General features: G+C 64.3%; 17 protein-coding genes. 6 read left to right on the forward strand and 11 right to left on the reverse strand.

Going from position 1 to position 16,036, the window contains the following annotated elements:
- The first annotated feature begins 35 nt into the window (after positions 1-35).
- The 6 genes from fliM to fliR are packed head-to-tail and all read left to right on the forward strand — an operon-like array spanning position 36 to position 4,064.
- Positions 36-1,034, forward strand: coding sequence for a flagellar motor switch protein FliM (fliM, locus tag L0U82_RS17665; RefSeq protein ID WP_233832632.1), 999 nt, complete (start codon positions 36-38; stop codon positions 1,032-1,034).
- Positions 1,027-1,488 carry a flagellar motor switch protein FliN gene (gene fliN / locus L0U82_RS17670; protein ID WP_233832634.1) on the forward strand — a complete coding sequence of 154 codons (462 nt, stop codon included), beginning with the start codon at positions 1,027-1,029 and terminating at the stop codon, positions 1,486-1,488. Before fliM ends, fliN begins: the two co-directional genes overlap by 8 nt.
- Complete coding sequence (gene fliO, locus L0U82_RS17675) at positions 1,485-2,057, forward strand: flagellar biosynthetic protein FliO (protein ID WP_233832636.1); 573 nt, start codon at positions 1,485-1,487, stop codon at positions 2,055-2,057. Before fliN ends, fliO begins: the two co-directional genes overlap by 4 nt.
- Positions 2,057-2,935, forward strand: a complete 879-nt coding sequence (gene fliP / locus L0U82_RS17680; RefSeq protein ID WP_233832638.1) for a flagellar type III secretion system pore protein FliP — start codon at positions 2,057-2,059, stop codon at positions 2,933-2,935. Before fliO ends, fliP begins: the two co-directional genes overlap by 1 nt.
- Positions 2,936-2,981: 46 nt before the next feature.
- Entirely contained in the window at positions 2,982-3,251 is a 270-nt protein-coding gene (fliQ, locus tag L0U82_RS17685) for a flagellar biosynthesis protein FliQ (protein ID WP_233832640.1), read from the forward strand.
- 30 nt (positions 3,252-3,281) lie between these two features.
- Positions 3,282-4,064 carry a flagellar biosynthetic protein FliR gene (gene fliR, locus L0U82_RS17690; protein ID WP_233832642.1) on the forward strand — a complete coding sequence of 261 codons (783 nt, stop codon included), beginning with the start codon at positions 3,282-3,284 and terminating at the stop codon, positions 4,062-4,064.
- A 77-nt stretch (positions 4,065-4,141) separates the two neighbouring features.
- Here fliR and flgL read toward each other — a convergent pair whose 3' ends face one another.
- From flgL to flgC, 11 genes are all read right to left on the reverse strand, one after another.
- Complete coding sequence (gene flgL / locus L0U82_RS17695) at positions 4,142-5,368, reverse strand: flagellar hook-associated protein FlgL (protein WP_233832644.1); 1,227 nt, start codon at positions 5,366-5,368, stop codon at positions 4,142-4,144.
- 11 nt (positions 5,369-5,379) lie between these two features.
- A complete protein-coding gene (gene flgK / locus L0U82_RS17700; protein ID WP_233832646.1) occupies positions 5,380-7,380 on the reverse strand; it encodes a flagellar hook-associated protein FlgK in 2,001 nt (666 codons plus the stop codon).
- 120 nt (positions 7,381-7,500) lie between these two features.
- Positions 7,501-8,271, reverse strand: coding sequence for a flagellar brake protein (locus L0U82_RS17705; RefSeq protein WP_442793642.1), 771 nt, complete (start codon positions 8,269-8,271; stop codon positions 7,501-7,503).
- 319 nt (positions 8,272-8,590) lie between these two features.
- Positions 8,591-9,589, reverse strand: coding sequence for a flagellar assembly peptidoglycan hydrolase FlgJ (gene flgJ / locus L0U82_RS17710; protein WP_233832650.1), 999 nt, complete (start codon positions 9,587-9,589; stop codon positions 8,591-8,593).
- Positions 9,590-9,601: 12 nt separating this feature from the next.
- The gene (locus L0U82_RS17715) at positions 9,602-10,792 is read right to left on the reverse strand and encodes a flagellar basal body P-ring protein FlgI (protein ID WP_233832652.1); all 1,191 of its coding nucleotides are present in this window, start codon (positions 10,790-10,792) and stop codon (positions 9,602-9,604) included.
- 2 nt (positions 10,793-10,794) lie between these two features.
- Entirely contained in the window at positions 10,795-11,493 is a 699-nt protein-coding gene (gene flgH, locus L0U82_RS17720) for a flagellar basal body L-ring protein FlgH (RefSeq protein ID WP_233833336.1), read from the reverse strand.
- 28 nt (positions 11,494-11,521) lie between these two features.
- On the reverse strand, positions 11,522-12,310 hold the full coding sequence (flgG, locus tag L0U82_RS17725; protein WP_233832654.1) for a flagellar basal-body rod protein FlgG: 789 nt from the start codon (positions 12,308-12,310) through the stop codon (positions 11,522-11,524).
- Positions 12,311-12,364: 54 nt separating this feature from the next.
- Positions 12,365-13,123 (reverse strand): flagellar basal-body rod protein FlgF, encoded by a 759-nt coding sequence (gene flgF / locus L0U82_RS17730; protein ID WP_233832656.1) that lies wholly within the window; start codon positions 13,121-13,123, stop codon positions 12,365-12,367.
- Positions 13,124-13,140: 17 nt separating this feature from the next.
- The gene (locus tag L0U82_RS17735) at positions 13,141-14,676 is read right to left on the reverse strand and encodes a flagellar hook protein FlgE (RefSeq protein WP_233832658.1); all 1,536 of its coding nucleotides are present in this window, start codon (positions 14,674-14,676) and stop codon (positions 13,141-13,143) included.
- A 52-nt stretch (positions 14,677-14,728) separates the two neighbouring features.
- Positions 14,729-15,451: a flagellar hook assembly protein FlgD gene (locus L0U82_RS17740; protein ID WP_233832660.1), complete on the reverse strand. Its 723-nt coding sequence runs from the start codon at positions 15,449-15,451 to the stop codon at positions 14,729-14,731.
- Positions 15,452-15,462: 11 nt separating this feature from the next.
- A complete protein-coding gene (gene flgC / locus L0U82_RS17745) occupies positions 15,463-15,888 on the reverse strand; it encodes a flagellar basal body rod protein FlgC (protein ID WP_233832662.1) in 426 nt (141 codons plus the stop codon).
- Between the last annotated feature and the right edge of the window lie 148 nt (positions 15,889-16,036).

Here is a 16,036-nt window from a genome sequence, read left to right on the forward strand (position 1 = left end):
TCATCAACCGCCACGGGACGCACAAGGAATAAGGAATGGGCCACGAAGAGTTCATGTCCCAGGAGGAGGTCGATGCCCTTCTGAAGGGCGTCACCGGCGAATCCGACTCTGAATCCGAGCAGAACGACCGTACCGGCGTACGCCCGTACAACATCGCGACGCAGGAACGGATCGTCCGTGGCCGGATGCCGGGCCTCGAAATCATCAACGATCGCTTCGCGCGTCTGTTGCGCGTCGGCATTTTCAACTTCATGCGGCGTTCGGCGGAAATCTCCGTCGGTCCGGTGAAGGTGCAGAAGTACAGCGAATTCACCCGCAACCTGCCGATCCCGACCAACCTGAACCTGGTCCACGTGAAGCCGTTGCGCGGCACGTCGCTGTTCGTGTTCGATCCGAACCTCGTGTTCTTCGTGGTCGACAACCTGTTCGGCGGCGACGGCCGGTTCCATACGCGCGTCGAAGGCCGCGATTTCACGCAGACCGAGCAGCGCATCATCACGAAGCTGCTCAATCTGGTGTTCGAGCACTACACGACGTCATGGAAGAGCGTGCGTCCGCTCGCGTTCGAATACGTGCGCTCGGAAATGCACACGCAGTTCGCCAACGTCGCGACGCCGAACGAAATCGTCATCGTCACGCAGTTTTCGATCGAGTTCGGCTCGACCGGCGGCACGCTGCATATCTGCATGCCGTATTCGATGATCGAGCCGATTCGCGATGTGCTGTCCTCGCCGATTCAGGGCGAGGCAATGGACGTCGACCGCCGCTGGGTACGCGTGCTGTCGCAGCAGGTGCAGGCAGCCGAAGTGGAACTGAGCGCCGACCTCGCGGAGGTGCCGGTCACGTTCGAACAGATCCTGAACATGCGCAAGGGCGATGTTCTGCCGATCAACATCCCCGAGCACATCACGGCGAAAGTCGATGGCGTGCCGGTGATGGAATGCGGCTACGGAATTTTCAATGGTCAGTACGCGTTGCGGGTCCAGAAAATGATCAGCGCAGCCGACACGATGAAGGAAAGTGGATATGAGTGACCTGAACGCAACTCCCGAAGGTGAACTGGCCGCCGCCGAGCAAATGGCCGCCGGCGCGCTCAGCACCGAGGAAGACGACGCGATGGCCGACTGGGCGAGCGCGCTCGCCGAGCAGAACAACAACCCCGAAGTGAACCCGGCCGCTGGCGCCGTGTTCCAGCCGCTGTCGAAGGTCGAGCCGAGCTCGACGCGCAACGACATCGACATGATTCTGGACATTCCGGTCCAGATGACGGTCGAACTCGGCCGCACCAAGATCGCGATCCGCAACCTGCTGCAGCTCGCGCAGGGCTCGGTCGTGGAACTCGACGGCCTCGCCGGCGAGCCGATGGACGTGCTCGTCAACGGCTGCCTGATCGCGCAGGGCGAAGTGGTGGTCGTGAACGACAAGTTCGGCATTCGCCTGACCGACATCATCACGCCGTCCGAGCGCATCCGGAAACTCAATCGATGAAACGCCTCGCCGTTCGCGACGCGCTGGTAGCGTCGCGCGATGTCCTGCGCGTTGCGCTGCGGGCCGCGCTGACGGTAAGCGCCACGGCCGCGCTCTACGCGCCGGTCGCCGCGCACGCCGCCGACATCAACGCGGTCAACAACGCCGCGAAGATCGCCTCGGCGGTTGGCGCGGGCAGCGCGGTGCCGGCGCTCGGCTTCGGCGCGGTGCTGCAAACCGTTGTCGGGCTCGCGGTCGTGATCGGTCTCGTGTTCGGCTGCGCATGGCTCGCACGCCGCTTCGGCCTGCAACCGGGTCAACGCGGCGGGCTCGTGAGGACGGTCGGCGGCGCATCGCTCGGCGGCAAGGAACGCGTCGCGGTAGTCGAGATCGGCGATACGTGGCTCGTGCTCGGCGCGGCGCCCGGCAACGTGCGTCTGCTTCACACGATGCCGGCGGGTTCCGCCACGGCCGAAGCTGCCGCCGGTTCGCAGGCGCCGCTTTCGGGCACTTTCGGTCAACGCTTTCGCGACGCGATGAAGGGCGAAGTGGGCAAGCGTTTTAACGCGCGCGGCGGCGGGGAGCGGTAATGCAGGTCAGTTTCATGCAGTCGGATTGTTCGGATTCCAGGCTCGGGCGTGCATTGCCCGCCGAACGCGCGATCAACAGCGAAAGCCGCGGCAACGCCATCTTCGCGCGGCTCGTCACGCTGCTGCGTCGCCTCGCGCCGGTGCTCCCGTTAGCCCTGCCGGCGCTGCTGTTCGCGCTGCCGAGCACATCGTTCGCGCAAGCCTCCGGCCTGCCGGCCTTCACGTCGAGCCCCGGCCCGAACGGCGGCACGACCTATTCGCTGAGCGTGCAGACGATGCTGCTGCTCACGATGCTGTCGTTCCTGCCCGCGATGATACTGATGATGACGAGCTTCACGCGCATCGTCATCGTGCTGTCGCTGCTGCGCCAGGCGCTCGGCACGACCACCACGCCGCCGAACCAGGTACTGGTCGGTCTCGCGCTGTTTCTCACGCTGTTCGTGATGTCGCCGGTGCTCGACAAGGCGTATAACGACGGCTACAAGCCGTTCTCCGAAGGCACGCTGCCGATGGATCAGGCGCTGCAGCGCGGGGTCGCGCCGTTCAAGACCTTCATGCTGCGTCAGACCCGCGAAAGCGATCTCGCGCTGTTCGCGCGCATCTCGCACGCGCCGCCGATGCAAGGTCCCGAAGACGTGCCGCTGTCGCTGCTGGTCCCCGCGTTCGTCACCAGCGAATTGAAGACCGGCTTTACGATCGGCTTCACGATCTTCATCCCGTTCCTGATCATCGACATGGTGGTCGCGAGCGTGCTGATGTCGATGGGCATGATGATGGTGTCGCCCGCAACGATCTCGTTGCCGTTCAAGCTGATGCTGTTCGTGCTGGTGGACGGCTGGCAGCTGCTGCTCGGCTCGCTCGCGCAGAGCTTCGTCTGACCGGCCGCGTTTTTCTGTTCGCTTATTCGTTCTTCAGGCACTCACGATGACACCCGAAGCAGTCATGACGCTGGCCCACGAGGCCATGTACATCGGTCTGAGCCTCGCCGCGCCGCTGCTGCTCGTTGCGCTGGTGGTCGGCCTGCTGGTGAGCCTGTTCCAGGCGGCCACGCAGATCAACGAAACCACGCTGTCGTTCATTCCGAAGCTGCTCGCGATCGCCGCGACGATGGTGATCGCCGGCCCGTGGATGCTGACGACGATGCTCGACTACCTGCGCCATACGTTGAGTTCGATTCCGACGCTCGTGAACTGAGCGCACCGGCACCGCTTCCCTCTTCCCGCCATGTTTTCGGTCACCTACGCGCAACTGAACGTCTGGCTGACCGCGTTCCTGTGGCCGTTCGCGCGCATCGCCGCGCTGATCGCCACCGCGCCGATTTTCAGCAATGCATCGGTGCCGGTGCGCGTGAAAATCGGCATTACCGCATTCACGACGATCGTCGTCGCGCCGACCATCGGCGCACTGCCGCAGGTCACCGTGTTCTCCGCCGATGGCGTGTGGATTCTGGTCAACCAGTTCCTGATCGGTATCGGCCTCGGCACCACGATGCAGATCGTCTTCCAGGCAATCGCCGCAACCGGTGAATTCATCGGCCTCGGCATGGGCCTCGGCTTCGCGACCTTCTTCGATGCGCAGTCGAACGGCTCGGGTGAGGTGATCTCGCGCTACATGACGATGATCGCGTCGCTCGTGTTTCTCGCCGTCGACGGTCATCTGCAGATGATCGCCGCGCTCGTGACGACGTTCCAGTCGGTGCCGATATCGGCGAACCTGCTCGCGCCGCACGGCTGGCAGACGCTCGCCAACTGGGGCGGCTCGATTTTCTCGGCGGGGCTGCTGCTGGCGCTGCCGGTGGTCGTCGCGCTGCTGATCGCGAACCTGGCGCTCGGCATTCTGAATCGCGCGGCGCCGCAGATCGGCGTGTTCCAGATCGGCTTCCCGCTGACGATGCTGGTCGGCCTGCTGCTCGTGCAACTGATGCTGCCGAACATGATTCCGTTCTTCGCGCGGCTGTTCGATACCGGCATCGACGAAATGGCGCGGGTCGCGGCGGGCTTCAAATAGGCGAAAAAAAACCGGCTTGCGCCGGTTTTGTACTTTCCGCCGCAAGCGGCGGAGTCAGGCGGCGATCGAGCGCCGCATCAGTTGTTGATGTACTGGAACAGCGACATGTTCTGGATCTGCACGAACGCCTGCTGCGAAGCCTGCAGTGCAGCTTGCGTCAGCGTGTACTTGCTGATCTCCGAGATCATGTCCGTCGAGGTCAGGTCTTGCAGGTTGCTCGTCGTTTGCGTCGCGTTGGCCGACGTGACCGTCTGCAGCGCCTTCACTTCGGATTCGCGGCCGCCCACCGATGCCTGGATCGTCGTCACGTTGTTCAGCGTGTTGGCGATCTGCGACATCCCGGTGTTCATCGCGTTCTGCAGCGTCGCGGCGGCGGTCGGGTTGTTCTGGACCGGCTGCTGCAGCGCGGCGATCATCGCGTTGATGTTCGCGAACACATTGGTGCCCGCCTGGTTGGCCGGCTGCACCGTGAACGTGTCGCCAGCGGCCGGCGTGCCGCTGATCGAGACGGTCTGACCGCCCAGCGTGATGTTCGAGCCGTCGGTGTACGGCTGCGGCGTACCGGCGACACCCGTCGTCGTATCGGTGATCGTATAGGTCGTCGACGAGCCGCTTCCGCTGAACTGGATCGAATACGAGTCCGCATTCGTCGGGTCGGTCGGATCGTTGACCGTCGGCGCGCCGATCACGGCCGTGCCGGTGTTGGCCGAGTTGCCGGCGGCGATCGGGGCCGCATTGGTCGAGCCGAGGCTCATGAACACCGCAAGGCCGTTGTCACCGGTCGCGACCGACGTGTTATCGGCAACCTGCACGGTGCGCGAGCCGGTGTCGCCCGAATAGCTGACGTTGCCGCTCGCATCGAGCGTGAACGGCTGGCTGGTGTTCTGGAACCCCGCGAAGATCGCATTGCCGTTGCCGTCGGTCGCGTTCGCGTAGGTCATCAACTGATCGCGGTAGCCCTCGAGCTCCTTGGCGTCGGCCTCGCGGTTGGTGTCGTTCAGCGTGCCGCTGCCGATGCTCACGGCAAGCGCGTTGATACTCTGCAGAGTCTGGATCACGTTGCCGAGCGTCGAGTCCTCGACGCCGAGCGTCGACAGCGCCGAATTCTGGTTCGTCGTGTATTGCGACAACGCGGACGCCGTCGCGCTCAGCTGCACGGCCTGAGCCGCGCCGAGCGGATTGTCGGCGGGCGTGCTCAGGCTCGAGCCGCTCGAGATTTCCTGATAGATCTGCGACAACTGAGCCTGCTGGTTGCTCATTGTCGCGACGTTCATGCTGAAGTACTGCTCGCTGGAAATTCGCATGGTTCGACGCCTTACTGGAAGATGCCAATCAATGTCTGGAACAGGCTCTGCGCGGTCTGAATCACCTTGCTGTTAGCCTGATAGAGCTGTTGATACTGAAGCAGATTCGCTGCTTCCTCATTGATGTTGACGCCCGACACCGACTGCTGCGCGCTCGTGATCTGCGAGACCAGCGCGGCTTGCCCGGAGGCCGCTGTCTGGACCGACACGGTCTGGTTGCCGATACCGTTCACGTAGTTCGCGAACGCGCCGGTCAGCGTCGTGGTGCCGCCCGACAGCACCGTCGCGTTGGTCAGGTTCGACAGCAACTGCGCGTTACGGCCGTCGTTGGCCGCGCCGGTGTTCGGTCCGATCGAGAACGTGTCGCCATCGTTCGGCGCGCCGCTGATGGTCACCGTTACGTTGTTCATGTTGGAGCCGTCGGTCGGCTGCGTCGGATCGGCCGGGCTCGTGATCGTCAGCGTCGCGCCCGAGCCGGCCGAGTACGGCACTGCGTCGGTCGCCGCGTTGATCGTGTACGAGGTCGGCGGCGTGCCCGAGACCGTCACCACCGAATTCACCGGGAAGCCGGTGAGGCCGGTGCCGGCGGTATAGGTAATCGTCGACGCGAAAGTCGGCGCAACGTAGCCGGCCGAGACCGTGCCTTGCGTGATCGTCGCGCTGCCGGTGTTCGACGACGAGGCCGATGCGAGCACCGGTGCCGCGGCCGCGATCGCCGAGCCCGACTGCGTGGTCAGCCCGAAGTTGTCCAGCGCGCCGCGAGTCGGCTCGACCGAGAACGAATCGCCGGCGTTCATCGTGCCGGTGGTCGAGAACTGCAGGCCGCCGATCGGCTGGCTCAGATTCGACGCCGAACCGACGATGCTGCCGGTCTGGTTGTCGGTCAGCGTGTACACGCTGCCGTCGTACGACAGCGTGTAGTCGCCGGTGGTCGGCTGGGTCGGATCGGCAAACGACACGCCGAGCGTCGCGTTACCGGTGTTCTGCGAATTCGCGTAGACGGTCGGCGAGCCGACGGTGAACAGCGCGCCGCCGGCGCTGCCGTTCGGCGTGACGCCAAGCGCGTTCTGCGCGTTGACCTGCGCGGCGAAGCTCGTCGCGATCGCGCCGAGTTGCGCTTCGGCCGGATCGAGCGTTTGCGAGCGGAATTGCAGCAGGCCGCCGAGCGTGCCGCCGGAGACGTCCGAGTCGGACAGCGTCTGCGGGGTCTGGCCGGCGTTCGCACCGGCCTGGCCGAGATATTGCACCGACAGTTCGCTCGGATCGGTCGTCGACGTCGCGGTGCCGAGGTTGAAGCTGTTGCCGCCCAGCACGAGCGGCTGGCCGTTCGACATGAACACGCTGTAGCTGCCGTTGTTCTGCACGACCGACGCGCCGATCATCGTCGACAGGTTCGCCACCGCCTCGTCGCGCTCGTCGAGCAGCTGGTTGGGCGGCTGGCCCTGGCTGCTCGCCTGGGTGATCTGGTCGTTCAGCGACGCGATTTGCGCGGTGTAGCTGTTGATCTGCGTGACCGCGTCGCTCATCTGCGTGTTGACGCTCGCGCGCATCGAGTCGTATTGCTGGCCTGCCGCGTTGATCTGGTTCGCGAGCAACTGCGCGTCGCTCATCGCGGTCTGCCGCGCCGGGACGCTCGACGCGGTATTGGCCACGCCTTGCAAGCCGGTGAAAAAGCCGTTGATCGCCGTCGCGATACCGCCGGTCGGGCTGCCGACGAGGTTGTTCAATTCGGCGATCAGCGAACCGTACGTGGACAGCGAACTGCTCGACGACTGCGCGGTATTCAGTTGGGTCGACAGATACTGGCTGTACTGGCGCTGCACGGTATCCGTGGAGACGCCCATCGGCAGAAAGCCGGAGCCGGTATAGGTGCCGCCCGTCTCCGAATACACCGGAGTTTCGATCGAATAGCCTGGTGTCGACGCGTTACTGATGTTTTCGCCAGTCGTCGTCAAGCCCCATTGCGCGGCGTTGAGTCCGCTAAGGCCGATAGTCAAGAGATTGCTGGACATGCGTCATCCTGAAGGGCGGCGCCGCGGAGATGCCGCCGCGCGTTACTGGAACATCCTCTTTAACGGCCCGCGGTACGAAAAATTGAGGGCCGTCCCACTACGTTTGCGGCTAGCGGCGCTTTATTTCGAGGCGAGCTGACGACGCTTCATTTCGAGCTGGGTGATCACCCGCTGCAGCGTGTTTTCCGCGTTGCCCGGCAGCGCGAGGAAACGGAAACCGAGCTGATAGCGCTGCGTGCCGTTCGGCAAAGCGAGCGAACGATGCGACACGAGCTGCAGATCGAGCGACAGACGCCCGAACGCGCCGAGCGCGAGCTGGCAGTCCATCAGACGCGTGCCCATCGGCAGTTCCGCGACGCGCTCGTCGTTCGTATGCATGCCGAGGCCGCCCAGCGACAGGTCGTGCACTTCGAAGCGGAACGAATCGCCTTCGGCGAATCGGCCGGTGCAGACATACGGATCGAGAATCGGCGTCGCGACGCGGAAGTATTCGCGGCGCTGTACGTAGAACAGCACCTCGGGGAAGTTGGCCTCGAACGCGGGCAATCCTTCGTAGCGAGTCTCGCGCGGCGTACTCGTCGAAAAATCGACGCGCACACCTTCCGGCGACGCGTGAAACTGACAGCGCGGCGCCGCCAGCAAACCTTTGTTCTGTTCGGACAGCGCGCCCCAATCGAACGTAAAGGTGCGCTCGCGCACGTCGACGTCGAGCAGACGCGTGACGAGCTGTCCGCCCGCATATTCGACGGTGAGAAAGTCACCGCGATTGACGAGATTGCGCAACTGCACGCCGATTTCCAGCGTGTTGCGGCGGCCAAAATCGGGAGCGCTTTCGTTGTCCGGGACGTGCGACTGGCCGAGTGTCTCGGTGTGGCCGTTCGACTGGTTCATATCCATGAGCTTGCCGGTATGCATGTTCTTGCGGGCGCGTGCCTGGCTTCGCCGGGACTTGCACAGTCTTTCGCGAAGCCGTGGCACGCGCATTCGACCGGAGAAATAACGGGTATTTTTTCCGGTATCGGTCTAACTCGTTAGCGGCAGCATTTGTCCAAAATTTAGGGTTTTTTGTTAAATATTTGCGTCACATTCGCCGCAAACGTTAAAACGGAACCCAGCATCTTAACTTCAATGGCCGCACCGGCATTTTATTGCCGGTTTTGCCCCACACCATTATTCGACCGGTTATTTTTACGCGCCCGTCGCCGCGCGATCAGCCCATTTTCTGCATGATCGACAGCAGCTTTTTCGCGTAATGCGGATCGGTCGCATAGCCGGCGCGCTGCATGCCGTTGGCAAAGCCATTCACGTCGCGCGACGAATGAATCACCTGCGCGTAGCGCGGATTGCTCTTCAGCATGCTCGTGTAGTCGGCCATCGCTTCCTGATACGAGTCGTACGAGCGGAATTTCTCGACCGTGCGATGCGGCTTGCCGTTCACGTATTCGGTCGTGACCGTCGACACCGTCTTGCCGGTCCAGTCGTTGCCCGCCTTGATACCGAACACGTTGTGACTGGTCGAGCCGTCGGCTTTCTTGATCTCGCTCTTGCCCCAGCCCGATTCGAGCGCGGCCTGGCCGATGATGAAGCGCGCCGGAATGCCGGTCGCGGCGCTCGCGGCCTGAGCCGGCCCGGCCAGCTTGTCGACGAAGGCATCGATCTTCGGCGAGCTGCCGTCGCCGCGCAGCGGCGGCGTGAACGCGCTGTTGGCCGAATACGGCCGGCCGAGCGCGAGCTGGCCGTTCGCCTGCGCATTGCCGTAGGCGCGCGCCAGTGCGTTGAGCGCCGCGCTTTGTCCTTCGTCGCCGCCACCGCCGCCGCCGAATGCGTTGGCCATGCCGGCAAGACCGCCGGCGCCTTCGCTGCCGCCGCCCACCTGCATGCCCTGATTGCGCATCAACTGCTTGAGCATCGCGTCGGCGACGCCGATGCCCTTCTTCGACAACTGCTGCGACAACTGCTGATCCATCATCGACGTGAAGGTCTCGCTGTCGTGCGAATCGAACGGGCCGTCGTGCGGCGTCGCATCGCGCATGCTCTTCAGCATCATCTGCGTGAACACCGCGTCGAACTGCTGCGCGGCCATCTTCATGCCGGCTTGCGGCGAGGCCTTCGCCTGCGCGCTCAAAGCGCCGAAGCCTTGCACGTCGAGCGCGAAGCGATCGGTCAGATCGTTCGACAGATTGGCGGTATTGGTCGGGTTCGAATTCATCTGGTGTGTTCCTTAGATGATTTCCAGGTCGGCGCGCAACGCGCCCGCCGCTTTCATGGCCTGCAGGATCGACATCAGATCCGCGGGCGTCGCACCGAGGGCGTTGAGCGCCTTCACGACATCCGCGAGATTCGCGCCGGCGCTCACCAGCTTCAGCGAACCGTTGTCCTGCTTCATCTGGATCTGCGACTGCTGCGCGACCACGGTGCGGCCGTTCGAGAACGCGCCCGGCTGGCTCACCACCGGCTGCGTGTTGATCACCACCGACAGATTGCCGTGCGCGACCGCGCAACTCTGCAGCGTGACCATCTGGTTCATCACGATCGAGCCGGTGCGCGCATTCAGGATCACCTTCGCTGCCGCCTGCCCGGGCCGTACGTCGAGGTTCTGCAACTGCGCCATGAACTGCACCTGCTGGGCCGGATCGGCCGGCGCGCGCAATTGAATCGTGCGGCCGTCGAGCGCGCTCGCGGTGCCGCTGCCGAACGCGTTGTCGATCGCCGCGACGACGCGCTGCGCGGTGTCGTAATCCATATCGTTCAGGTCGAGCTGCATCGTGCCCGCCTGCGACACCGTGGTCGGCACCGTGCGCTCGACGATCGCGCCGGCCGTGATGCGACCTGCCGCCAGCTGGTTGACCTGCACGCGGCTGCCGTTGGCGCTCGCGCCCGCGCCGCCGACCGCGACGTTGCCCTGCCCGAGTGCGTACACCTGGCCGTCGGCGCCCTTCAGCGGCGTCAGCAGCAGCGTGCCGCCGCGCAGGCTCTTGGCGTTACCGAGCGACGATACGGTGATGTCGATCTGTTCGCCCGGACGCGCGAACGGCGGCAGCACCGCCGTCACCATCACCGCGGCGACGTTCTTCAGCTGGATGTTCGACAGCGACGACTGCTGGTTGCTCAAGCCCGCCGCCTGGTTGTTAATCGAGATGCCGAGGTTCGCCAGCATGTTGGCGAGCGTCTGCGTGGTGAACGGCGTCTGCGTGGTCTGGTCGCCGGTGCCGTCGAGGCCGACCACGAGGCCGTAGCCGATCAGGGGGTTGTCGCGCACGCCCTGGATCTGCGCGAGGTCCTTCAGGCGCTCGGCGTGCGCGGGCGCGGCGGGTGCCAGCGCGACGCAGGCGAGCGCGACCGATGAGGCGAAGGCCACCAGCGAGCGGCGGGCCCGAGTCAGCGTGTTGAGCGTGTTGAAAACGTTACCCATGATCACCACGGCGCCACGTTGAGGAAGAACCGCTGCAACCAGCCCATCGTCTGGGCCTCGTCGATGTAGCCCTTCGCGGAGTACTCGATTTTCGCGTCCGCCACCTGGGTCGAATAGACAGCGTTCAAATTCGAAATCGTGTTCGGATTGACGACACCGGAAAAGCGCACGAACTCATTGCCCTGATTGATCAGCATCTGCTTCTGGCCGCTCACCACCAGGTTGCCGTTCGCCTCCACCCCCGTCACCGTTACGGTGATCGTGCCGTTGAAGGTGTTCGACGCGTTCGCGCCGCCGCTGCCGTTAAACACGTTGGCGCCGCTCGCATTCAGATTGGTCTTCGCGAACAGGCCGCCGAGAAAGCCCGCGGTCGGCACGTCGAAGTTGGTGGTGCCGTTGCGGCCCGCATTCGCGCCCGACGATTTCGTCGCGTTGATGTTTTCGGCAATCACGATCGTGATGATGTCGCCGACGTTGCGCGGGCGCTGATCTTCGAACAGCGGCCGGCCCGCATAGCCCGGATTGAAGATCGAACCCGGCGCCTGCGCCTGCGGCGGCATCGGCGGCATCGCGGTCATCGGCTGCTGCGTGATCGGCTGCTTGGGCACGAGCGCGCAACCGCCGAGCGCCGCGACGAGCGCGAGCTGCACGAGCAGTTCGCCGGTGCGCGAGTGAACCGGCTTGCGAGTGGAGTGCGACATCATCAATTACCGCCTTTCATTCCGGTCCTCAAACCTGCATCTGGCTCAAGGTCTGCAGCATCTGGTCGGAAGTCGTCACGGCCTTGCTGTTGATTTCGTACGCGCGTTGGGTCTGGATCATGTTGACCAGTTCCTGCACGACGTTCACGTTCGACGCTTCCACATAGCCCTGATTGAGCGAGCCGGCACCGTTCAGCCCCGGTTGCGCGACGTTCGGCGCGCCCGACGACGACGTTTCCGAGAACAGGTTTTCGCCCTTCGCATCGAGGCCGGCCGGGTTGATGAACGTCGCGAGCTGCATCGAGCCGATCTGCTGGCTGTTGGTCGAACCGGAGGTGGTGATCGACACGACGCCGTCGCTGCCGATCGTCAACGAGGTCGCATTGGTCGGGATCGTGATCGCCGGAATCACCTGATAGCCGCTCGAGGTGACGAGCTGGCCCTGCGCGTTGGTCTGGAACGAACCGTCACGCGTGTAGGCGGTCGTGCCGTCGGGCATCTGCACCTGGAAGAAGCCGGCGCCGTTGATCGCGACGTCCTTCGAGTTACCGGTCTGCTGCAGGTTGCCCTGCGTGTACAGGCGTTCGTTGGCGACCTGTTGCACGCCGGTGCCGAGCTGGATGCCGGACGGCAGTTCGGTTTGCTGCGTCGAGTTCGCGCCCGGCTGACGGATGGTCTGGTACAGCAGATCCTCGAACACCGCGCGCGAGCCCTTGAAGCCGTTGGTGCTGACGTTCGCGAGGTTGTTCGAAATCACGTCCATCTGCGACTGTTGCGCATTCATGCCGGTAGCGGCGATGTAGAGCGAGCGATTCACTATTGTTCTCCGAGAGGCGAGGCGCGCCGGCGAGGCACGCCCCATGGCCATCCATTAGCTGAAGCTGAGTATCTGATTGGCGGACTGATCGTTCTTGTCGGCGTTTTCCAGCATCTGCGTCTGCATCTGGAACTGGCGCGCGTTGGTGATCATCGAGACCATCGCGCTGACCGGATTGACGTTGCTGCCTTCGAGCGACGCCGGCACGACCGTGACGGTCGGATCGGCGTCGGCGGGGTTGCCGTCGGTGGTACGAAAGAGACCGTCATCGCCGCGCGTCAACGTCTGCGGATCGGGGTTCACGAGCTTCAGCTGATCGACGGTGACGACCGCGGTCGGCGGATCGCCCGGCGTCAACGCGGACACCGTGCCGTCCTTGCCGATCGTGATCTCCGCGCCCGGCGGCACCGACACCGGCCCGCCGTTGCCGAGCACCACCTGGTTGGTGGCGTTGACGAGCTGGCCGTTTTCGTCGATGTGCAGATTGCCGGCGCGCGTGTACGCCTCGTTGCCGTCGGCGGTCTGCACCGTCAGCCAGCCCGGGCCCTCGACGGCGACGTCGAGCGGGTTGCCGGTCTGCTGGATCGGCCCCGGCGTGTAATCCGCGCCGGGCACCGACGACAGCACGAAGGTGCGGGTGGTGTCGTCGTTGATCGAACTGCCGTCGCCGAAGCCGAGCGGCACGGCGCGGAACGTCTCGAGCTGCGCGCGAAAGCCGGTGGTCGATGCGTTCGCGAGATTGTTCGCGACGATCGCCTGCTGTTCGAGCGCCTGGGCACTGCCCGACATCGCGGTGTAGATCAGCCGATCCATGAGGAGGCCCCGTTTGCTTACAGGTTGATCAGCGTCTGGTCGACGGTCTGCTGGGTCTTGATCGTCTGCGCGTTCGCCTGATAGTTGCGCTGCGCGGTGATCAGGTTGACCAGCTCGCTCGTCAGATCGACGTTCGAGTTTTCGACCGCGCCGCCTTGCAGCACGCCGTGGTTGGTCGAGCCCGGCGCGGAGATCTGCGCGACGCCCGATGCCGAGGTCTGCCCGTATTCGTTGTTGCCCAGATCGACGAGGCCGTTCTCATTCGAGAAGTTCGCGAGCACGACCTGACCAAGCGCGGCGGTCTGGCCGTTCGAGTAGTTGCCGGTCAGCGTGCCGTCGGCGCCGACCGTGAAGCTGGTCAACTCGCCAGCGGCGAAGCCGTCGGTCGACAGGCTGTTCACGCCGTCCTTGCCGCCGTACTGCGTGGTGTCGGACAGGTCGAGCGTCAGGTTCTGCGGCGTCGACGAACCGTCGCTGGTCGGGATCGACAGTGCGAACTGGCCGACCGTCGTGGTGGCCGTGAAGGTCGGCGGGCTCGCCAGCGGCAGATCGGCCTGGCTCGTGCTGACCAGATTGCCCGACGAGTCGAAGTTCATCTGGCCGATCAGCGACGCGGTACCGGTCGACGTGCCCGCATAGACGTTCCACGTGCCGGCCGACGTCTTGGCGAAATACATGTTGACCGTCGACGAGCCGCCGAGCGAATCGTAGACCGTCGTGCTGGTCGAGTAGTTATAGGTCTTCGAGCTGTTCTGGTTGAACGCGGTTGCGTTCGGCGTCACGGTGTACGAGTCGCCGTTGGCCGGCGCGCCACTGAACGTGATGCTTTCGCCGTTGCCGAGCGTGATCGGGCTGCCGGCGGTGAAAGTCTGCGATGCCGACGTCGTGCCGAGCGTGTTGTCGGTGACCGTGTAGGTCGTCGCGCTCGTGAAGTTGATCGTGTAGTTGTCGGTATTGGTACCGGCGGCGCCGTTCGTGATCGATGCGCCGGTCGTGCTCAGCGTGCCGGTGTTACCCGCGCTCGCCGTCACGGTCGGTGCGCCGAGCATCAGGTCGTCCTGCGCGCCCAGGTTCAGGCCGGCGGTGATCGTGGTGGACGGCGTCGGTGCGATGTTCGCGGTCGGCACCTTCAGCGGTACGGTCTGCGCGGTGTTGATGACGCCCGAGCTGTCGGCGGCGTAGCCCATCAGATCCAGACCCTGCGCGTTCGTGATGAAGCCGTTCTTGTCGAGCTGGAACACGCCGTTACGCGAATAGGTCAACGTGCCATTGTTCGACATCTGGAAGAAGCCGTTGCCGTTGATCGCGATGTTCAACGCCTGGTTGGTCGTCGTCAGCGTGCCTTGCGAGAACTGCTGCTGCACTTCGGACATCTGCGTGCCGATGCCGATCTGCTGGCTCACCGCCGTCGCGACGGAATTCGCGTACAGGTCGGCGAATTCGGCGGTGCCGCTCTTGAAGCCGACGGTGTTGGCGTTGGCAATGTTGTTGCCGATCACGTCGAGATCGCTCGACGACGCCGCCAGACCGCTCAAACCTTGTTGGTAACCCATGAGGTGCTCCGTATCTGCAAAATCGTTATTGAATTGATCGGACTGATCTGGCTTAGAGGATGGCGGCGACGCTCGTCAGGCCAACGGTCGAACCGTTCGACAGCACGAGCCCGGCGCTACCGTCCGGCTGCGTGACGACGCTCTCGACGGTCTGGCCGGTGAGCGTGGTGGCGGTCGCCGGCTGGCCGTTGATCGTGCCGGTCGCGGTAATCGTGTAAGTGCCGTCGGGCAGCGTGTTGCCCGACGTGTCGGTCGGCGTCCAGCCCACCGGAATCGTGCCTGCCGACTGCTTGCCGAGATCGATCGTGTTGACGATCGTGCCGGCCGAGTTCTTGACGACCACCTGCAGGTCGCTGACGTCGTTGGCCAGCGTGACGCCGAACGCGCCCGCCTTGCCGCTCGCCACCGCGATCGAGTCGCCCGGCGCGAGCACGGTCGAACCGATCAGCAGCGCCGACTGCGACGTCTGGCCGGCCGTCAGCTGCGCCGACAACGAGCTGAGCGACGCGTTGAGCTGGCCGATGCCCTGCACCGTGCTGATCTGCGCGAGCTGCGAGGTCATCTGCGAGCTGTCCATCGGATTGGTCGGATCCTGGTTCTGCAGCTGCGTGACCAGCAGTTGCAGAAACGTCTGCTGCAAAGCGGCGGGTGAAGTGCCCGCGGTGCTGCCCGTCGACCCGGTCGCGCCCGATGCGCTGTTCGTGCCGTTCATCGTGTCGAGCAGCGTTTGCGACACGCCCGTGCCGTTGCTGCCGATCGTGGTGTTGGTGGTCAAGACGGTTCTCCTCAGGTTCCGATCGTGAGCGTTTTCAGCATCAGGGCTTTAGCGGTGTTCAGCGTTTCGACGTTGGCCTGATACGAGCGCGAAGCCGAGATCATGTTGACCATTTCCTGCACCGGGTCGACGTTGGGCAGCGTCACGTAGCCGTCGGCGTTGGCGGCCGGGTTGCCGGGTTCGTACGCGGTCTTCATCGGCGACGGATCGTCGATCACGCCGGTGACCTGCACGCCGCCGACCTGCTGGCCGGAGGCCGTGCGCGCGCCGCCGAGCGGATCGACCGCGAACACGACCTGCTTGGCCTTGTACGGCTGGCCGTCCGGGCCGGTCGTGCTGTCCGCGTTGGCGAGGTTCGACGCCGTCACGTTCAGCCGCTGCGACTGCGCCGACATCGCGGAGCCCGCGACTCCAAAAATATTCATCAGGGATGGCATGTTTCCTGACCTCTCCTGCCGGTTCGCACCGGCTTTACGTTAATCCCGTAGCGCTTCTGTTGTTGTCCGCTGCTGCGTGTGCGTTGTTTGCGTGTTGCTTGCGTCTTTGAGTGTGGGTCGCGCGGGTTGCGTTGCGCGAGCTGCTTCT

It is taken from the genome of Paraburkholderia sp. ZP32-5 (assembly GCF_021390495.1).
Taxonomy (GTDB): domain Bacteria; phylum Pseudomonadota; class Gammaproteobacteria; order Burkholderiales; family Burkholderiaceae; genus Paraburkholderia.

What these genes read in the sequence shown, in the direction of transcription:
- fliM (WP_233832632.1), top strand. Translation starts at nt 36, where the DNA reads ATGGGCCACGAAGAGTTCATGTCCCAGGAGGAGGTCGATGCCCTTCTG.
- fliN (WP_233832634.1), top strand. Translation starts at nt 1,027, where the DNA reads ATGAGTGACCTGAACGCAACTCCCGAAGGTGAACTGGCCGCCGCCGAG.
- fliO (WP_233832636.1), top strand. Translation starts at nt 1,485, where the DNA reads ATGAAACGCCTCGCCGTTCGCGACGCGCTGGTAGCGTCGCGCGATGTC.
- fliP (WP_233832638.1), top strand. Translation starts at nt 2,057, where the DNA reads ATGCAGGTCAGTTTCATGCAGTCGGATTGTTCGGATTCCAGGCTCGGG.
- fliQ (WP_233832640.1), top strand. Translation starts at nt 2,982, where the DNA reads ATGACACCCGAAGCAGTCATGACGCTGGCCCACGAGGCCATGTACATC.
- fliR (WP_233832642.1), top strand. Translation starts at nt 3,282, where the DNA reads ATGTTTTCGGTCACCTACGCGCAACTGAACGTCTGGCTGACCGCGTTC.
- flgL (WP_233832644.1), bottom strand. Translation starts at nt 5,368, where the DNA reads ATGCGAATTTCCAGCGAGCAGTACTTCAGCATGAACGTCGCGACAATG.
- flgK (WP_233832646.1), bottom strand. Translation starts at nt 7,380, where the DNA reads ATGTCCAGCAATCTCTTGACTATCGGCCTTAGCGGACTCAACGCCGCG.
- L0U82_RS17705 (WP_442793642.1), bottom strand. Translation starts at nt 8,271, where the DNA reads ATGAACCAGTCGAACGGCCACACCGAGACACTCGGCCAGTCGCACGTC.
- flgJ (WP_233832650.1), bottom strand. Translation starts at nt 9,589, where the DNA reads ATGAATTCGAACCCGACCAATACCGCCAATCTGTCGAACGATCTGACC.
- L0U82_RS17715 (WP_233832652.1), bottom strand. Translation starts at nt 10,792, where the DNA reads ATGGGTAACGTTTTCAACACGCTCAACACGCTGACTCGGGCCCGCCGC.
- flgH (WP_233833336.1), bottom strand. Translation starts at nt 11,493, where the DNA reads ATGTCGCACTCCACTCGCAAGCCGGTTCACTCGCGCACCGGCGAACTG.
- flgF (WP_233832656.1), bottom strand. Translation starts at nt 13,123, where the DNA reads ATGGATCGGCTGATCTACACCGCGATGTCGGGCAGTGCCCAGGCGCTC.
- L0U82_RS17735 (WP_233832658.1), bottom strand. Translation starts at nt 14,676, where the DNA reads ATGGGTTACCAACAAGGTTTGAGCGGTCTGGCGGCGTCGTCGAGCGAT.
- flgC (WP_233832662.1), bottom strand. Translation starts at nt 15,888, where the DNA reads ATGCCATCCCTGATGAATATTTTTGGAGTCGCGGGCTCCGCGATGTCG.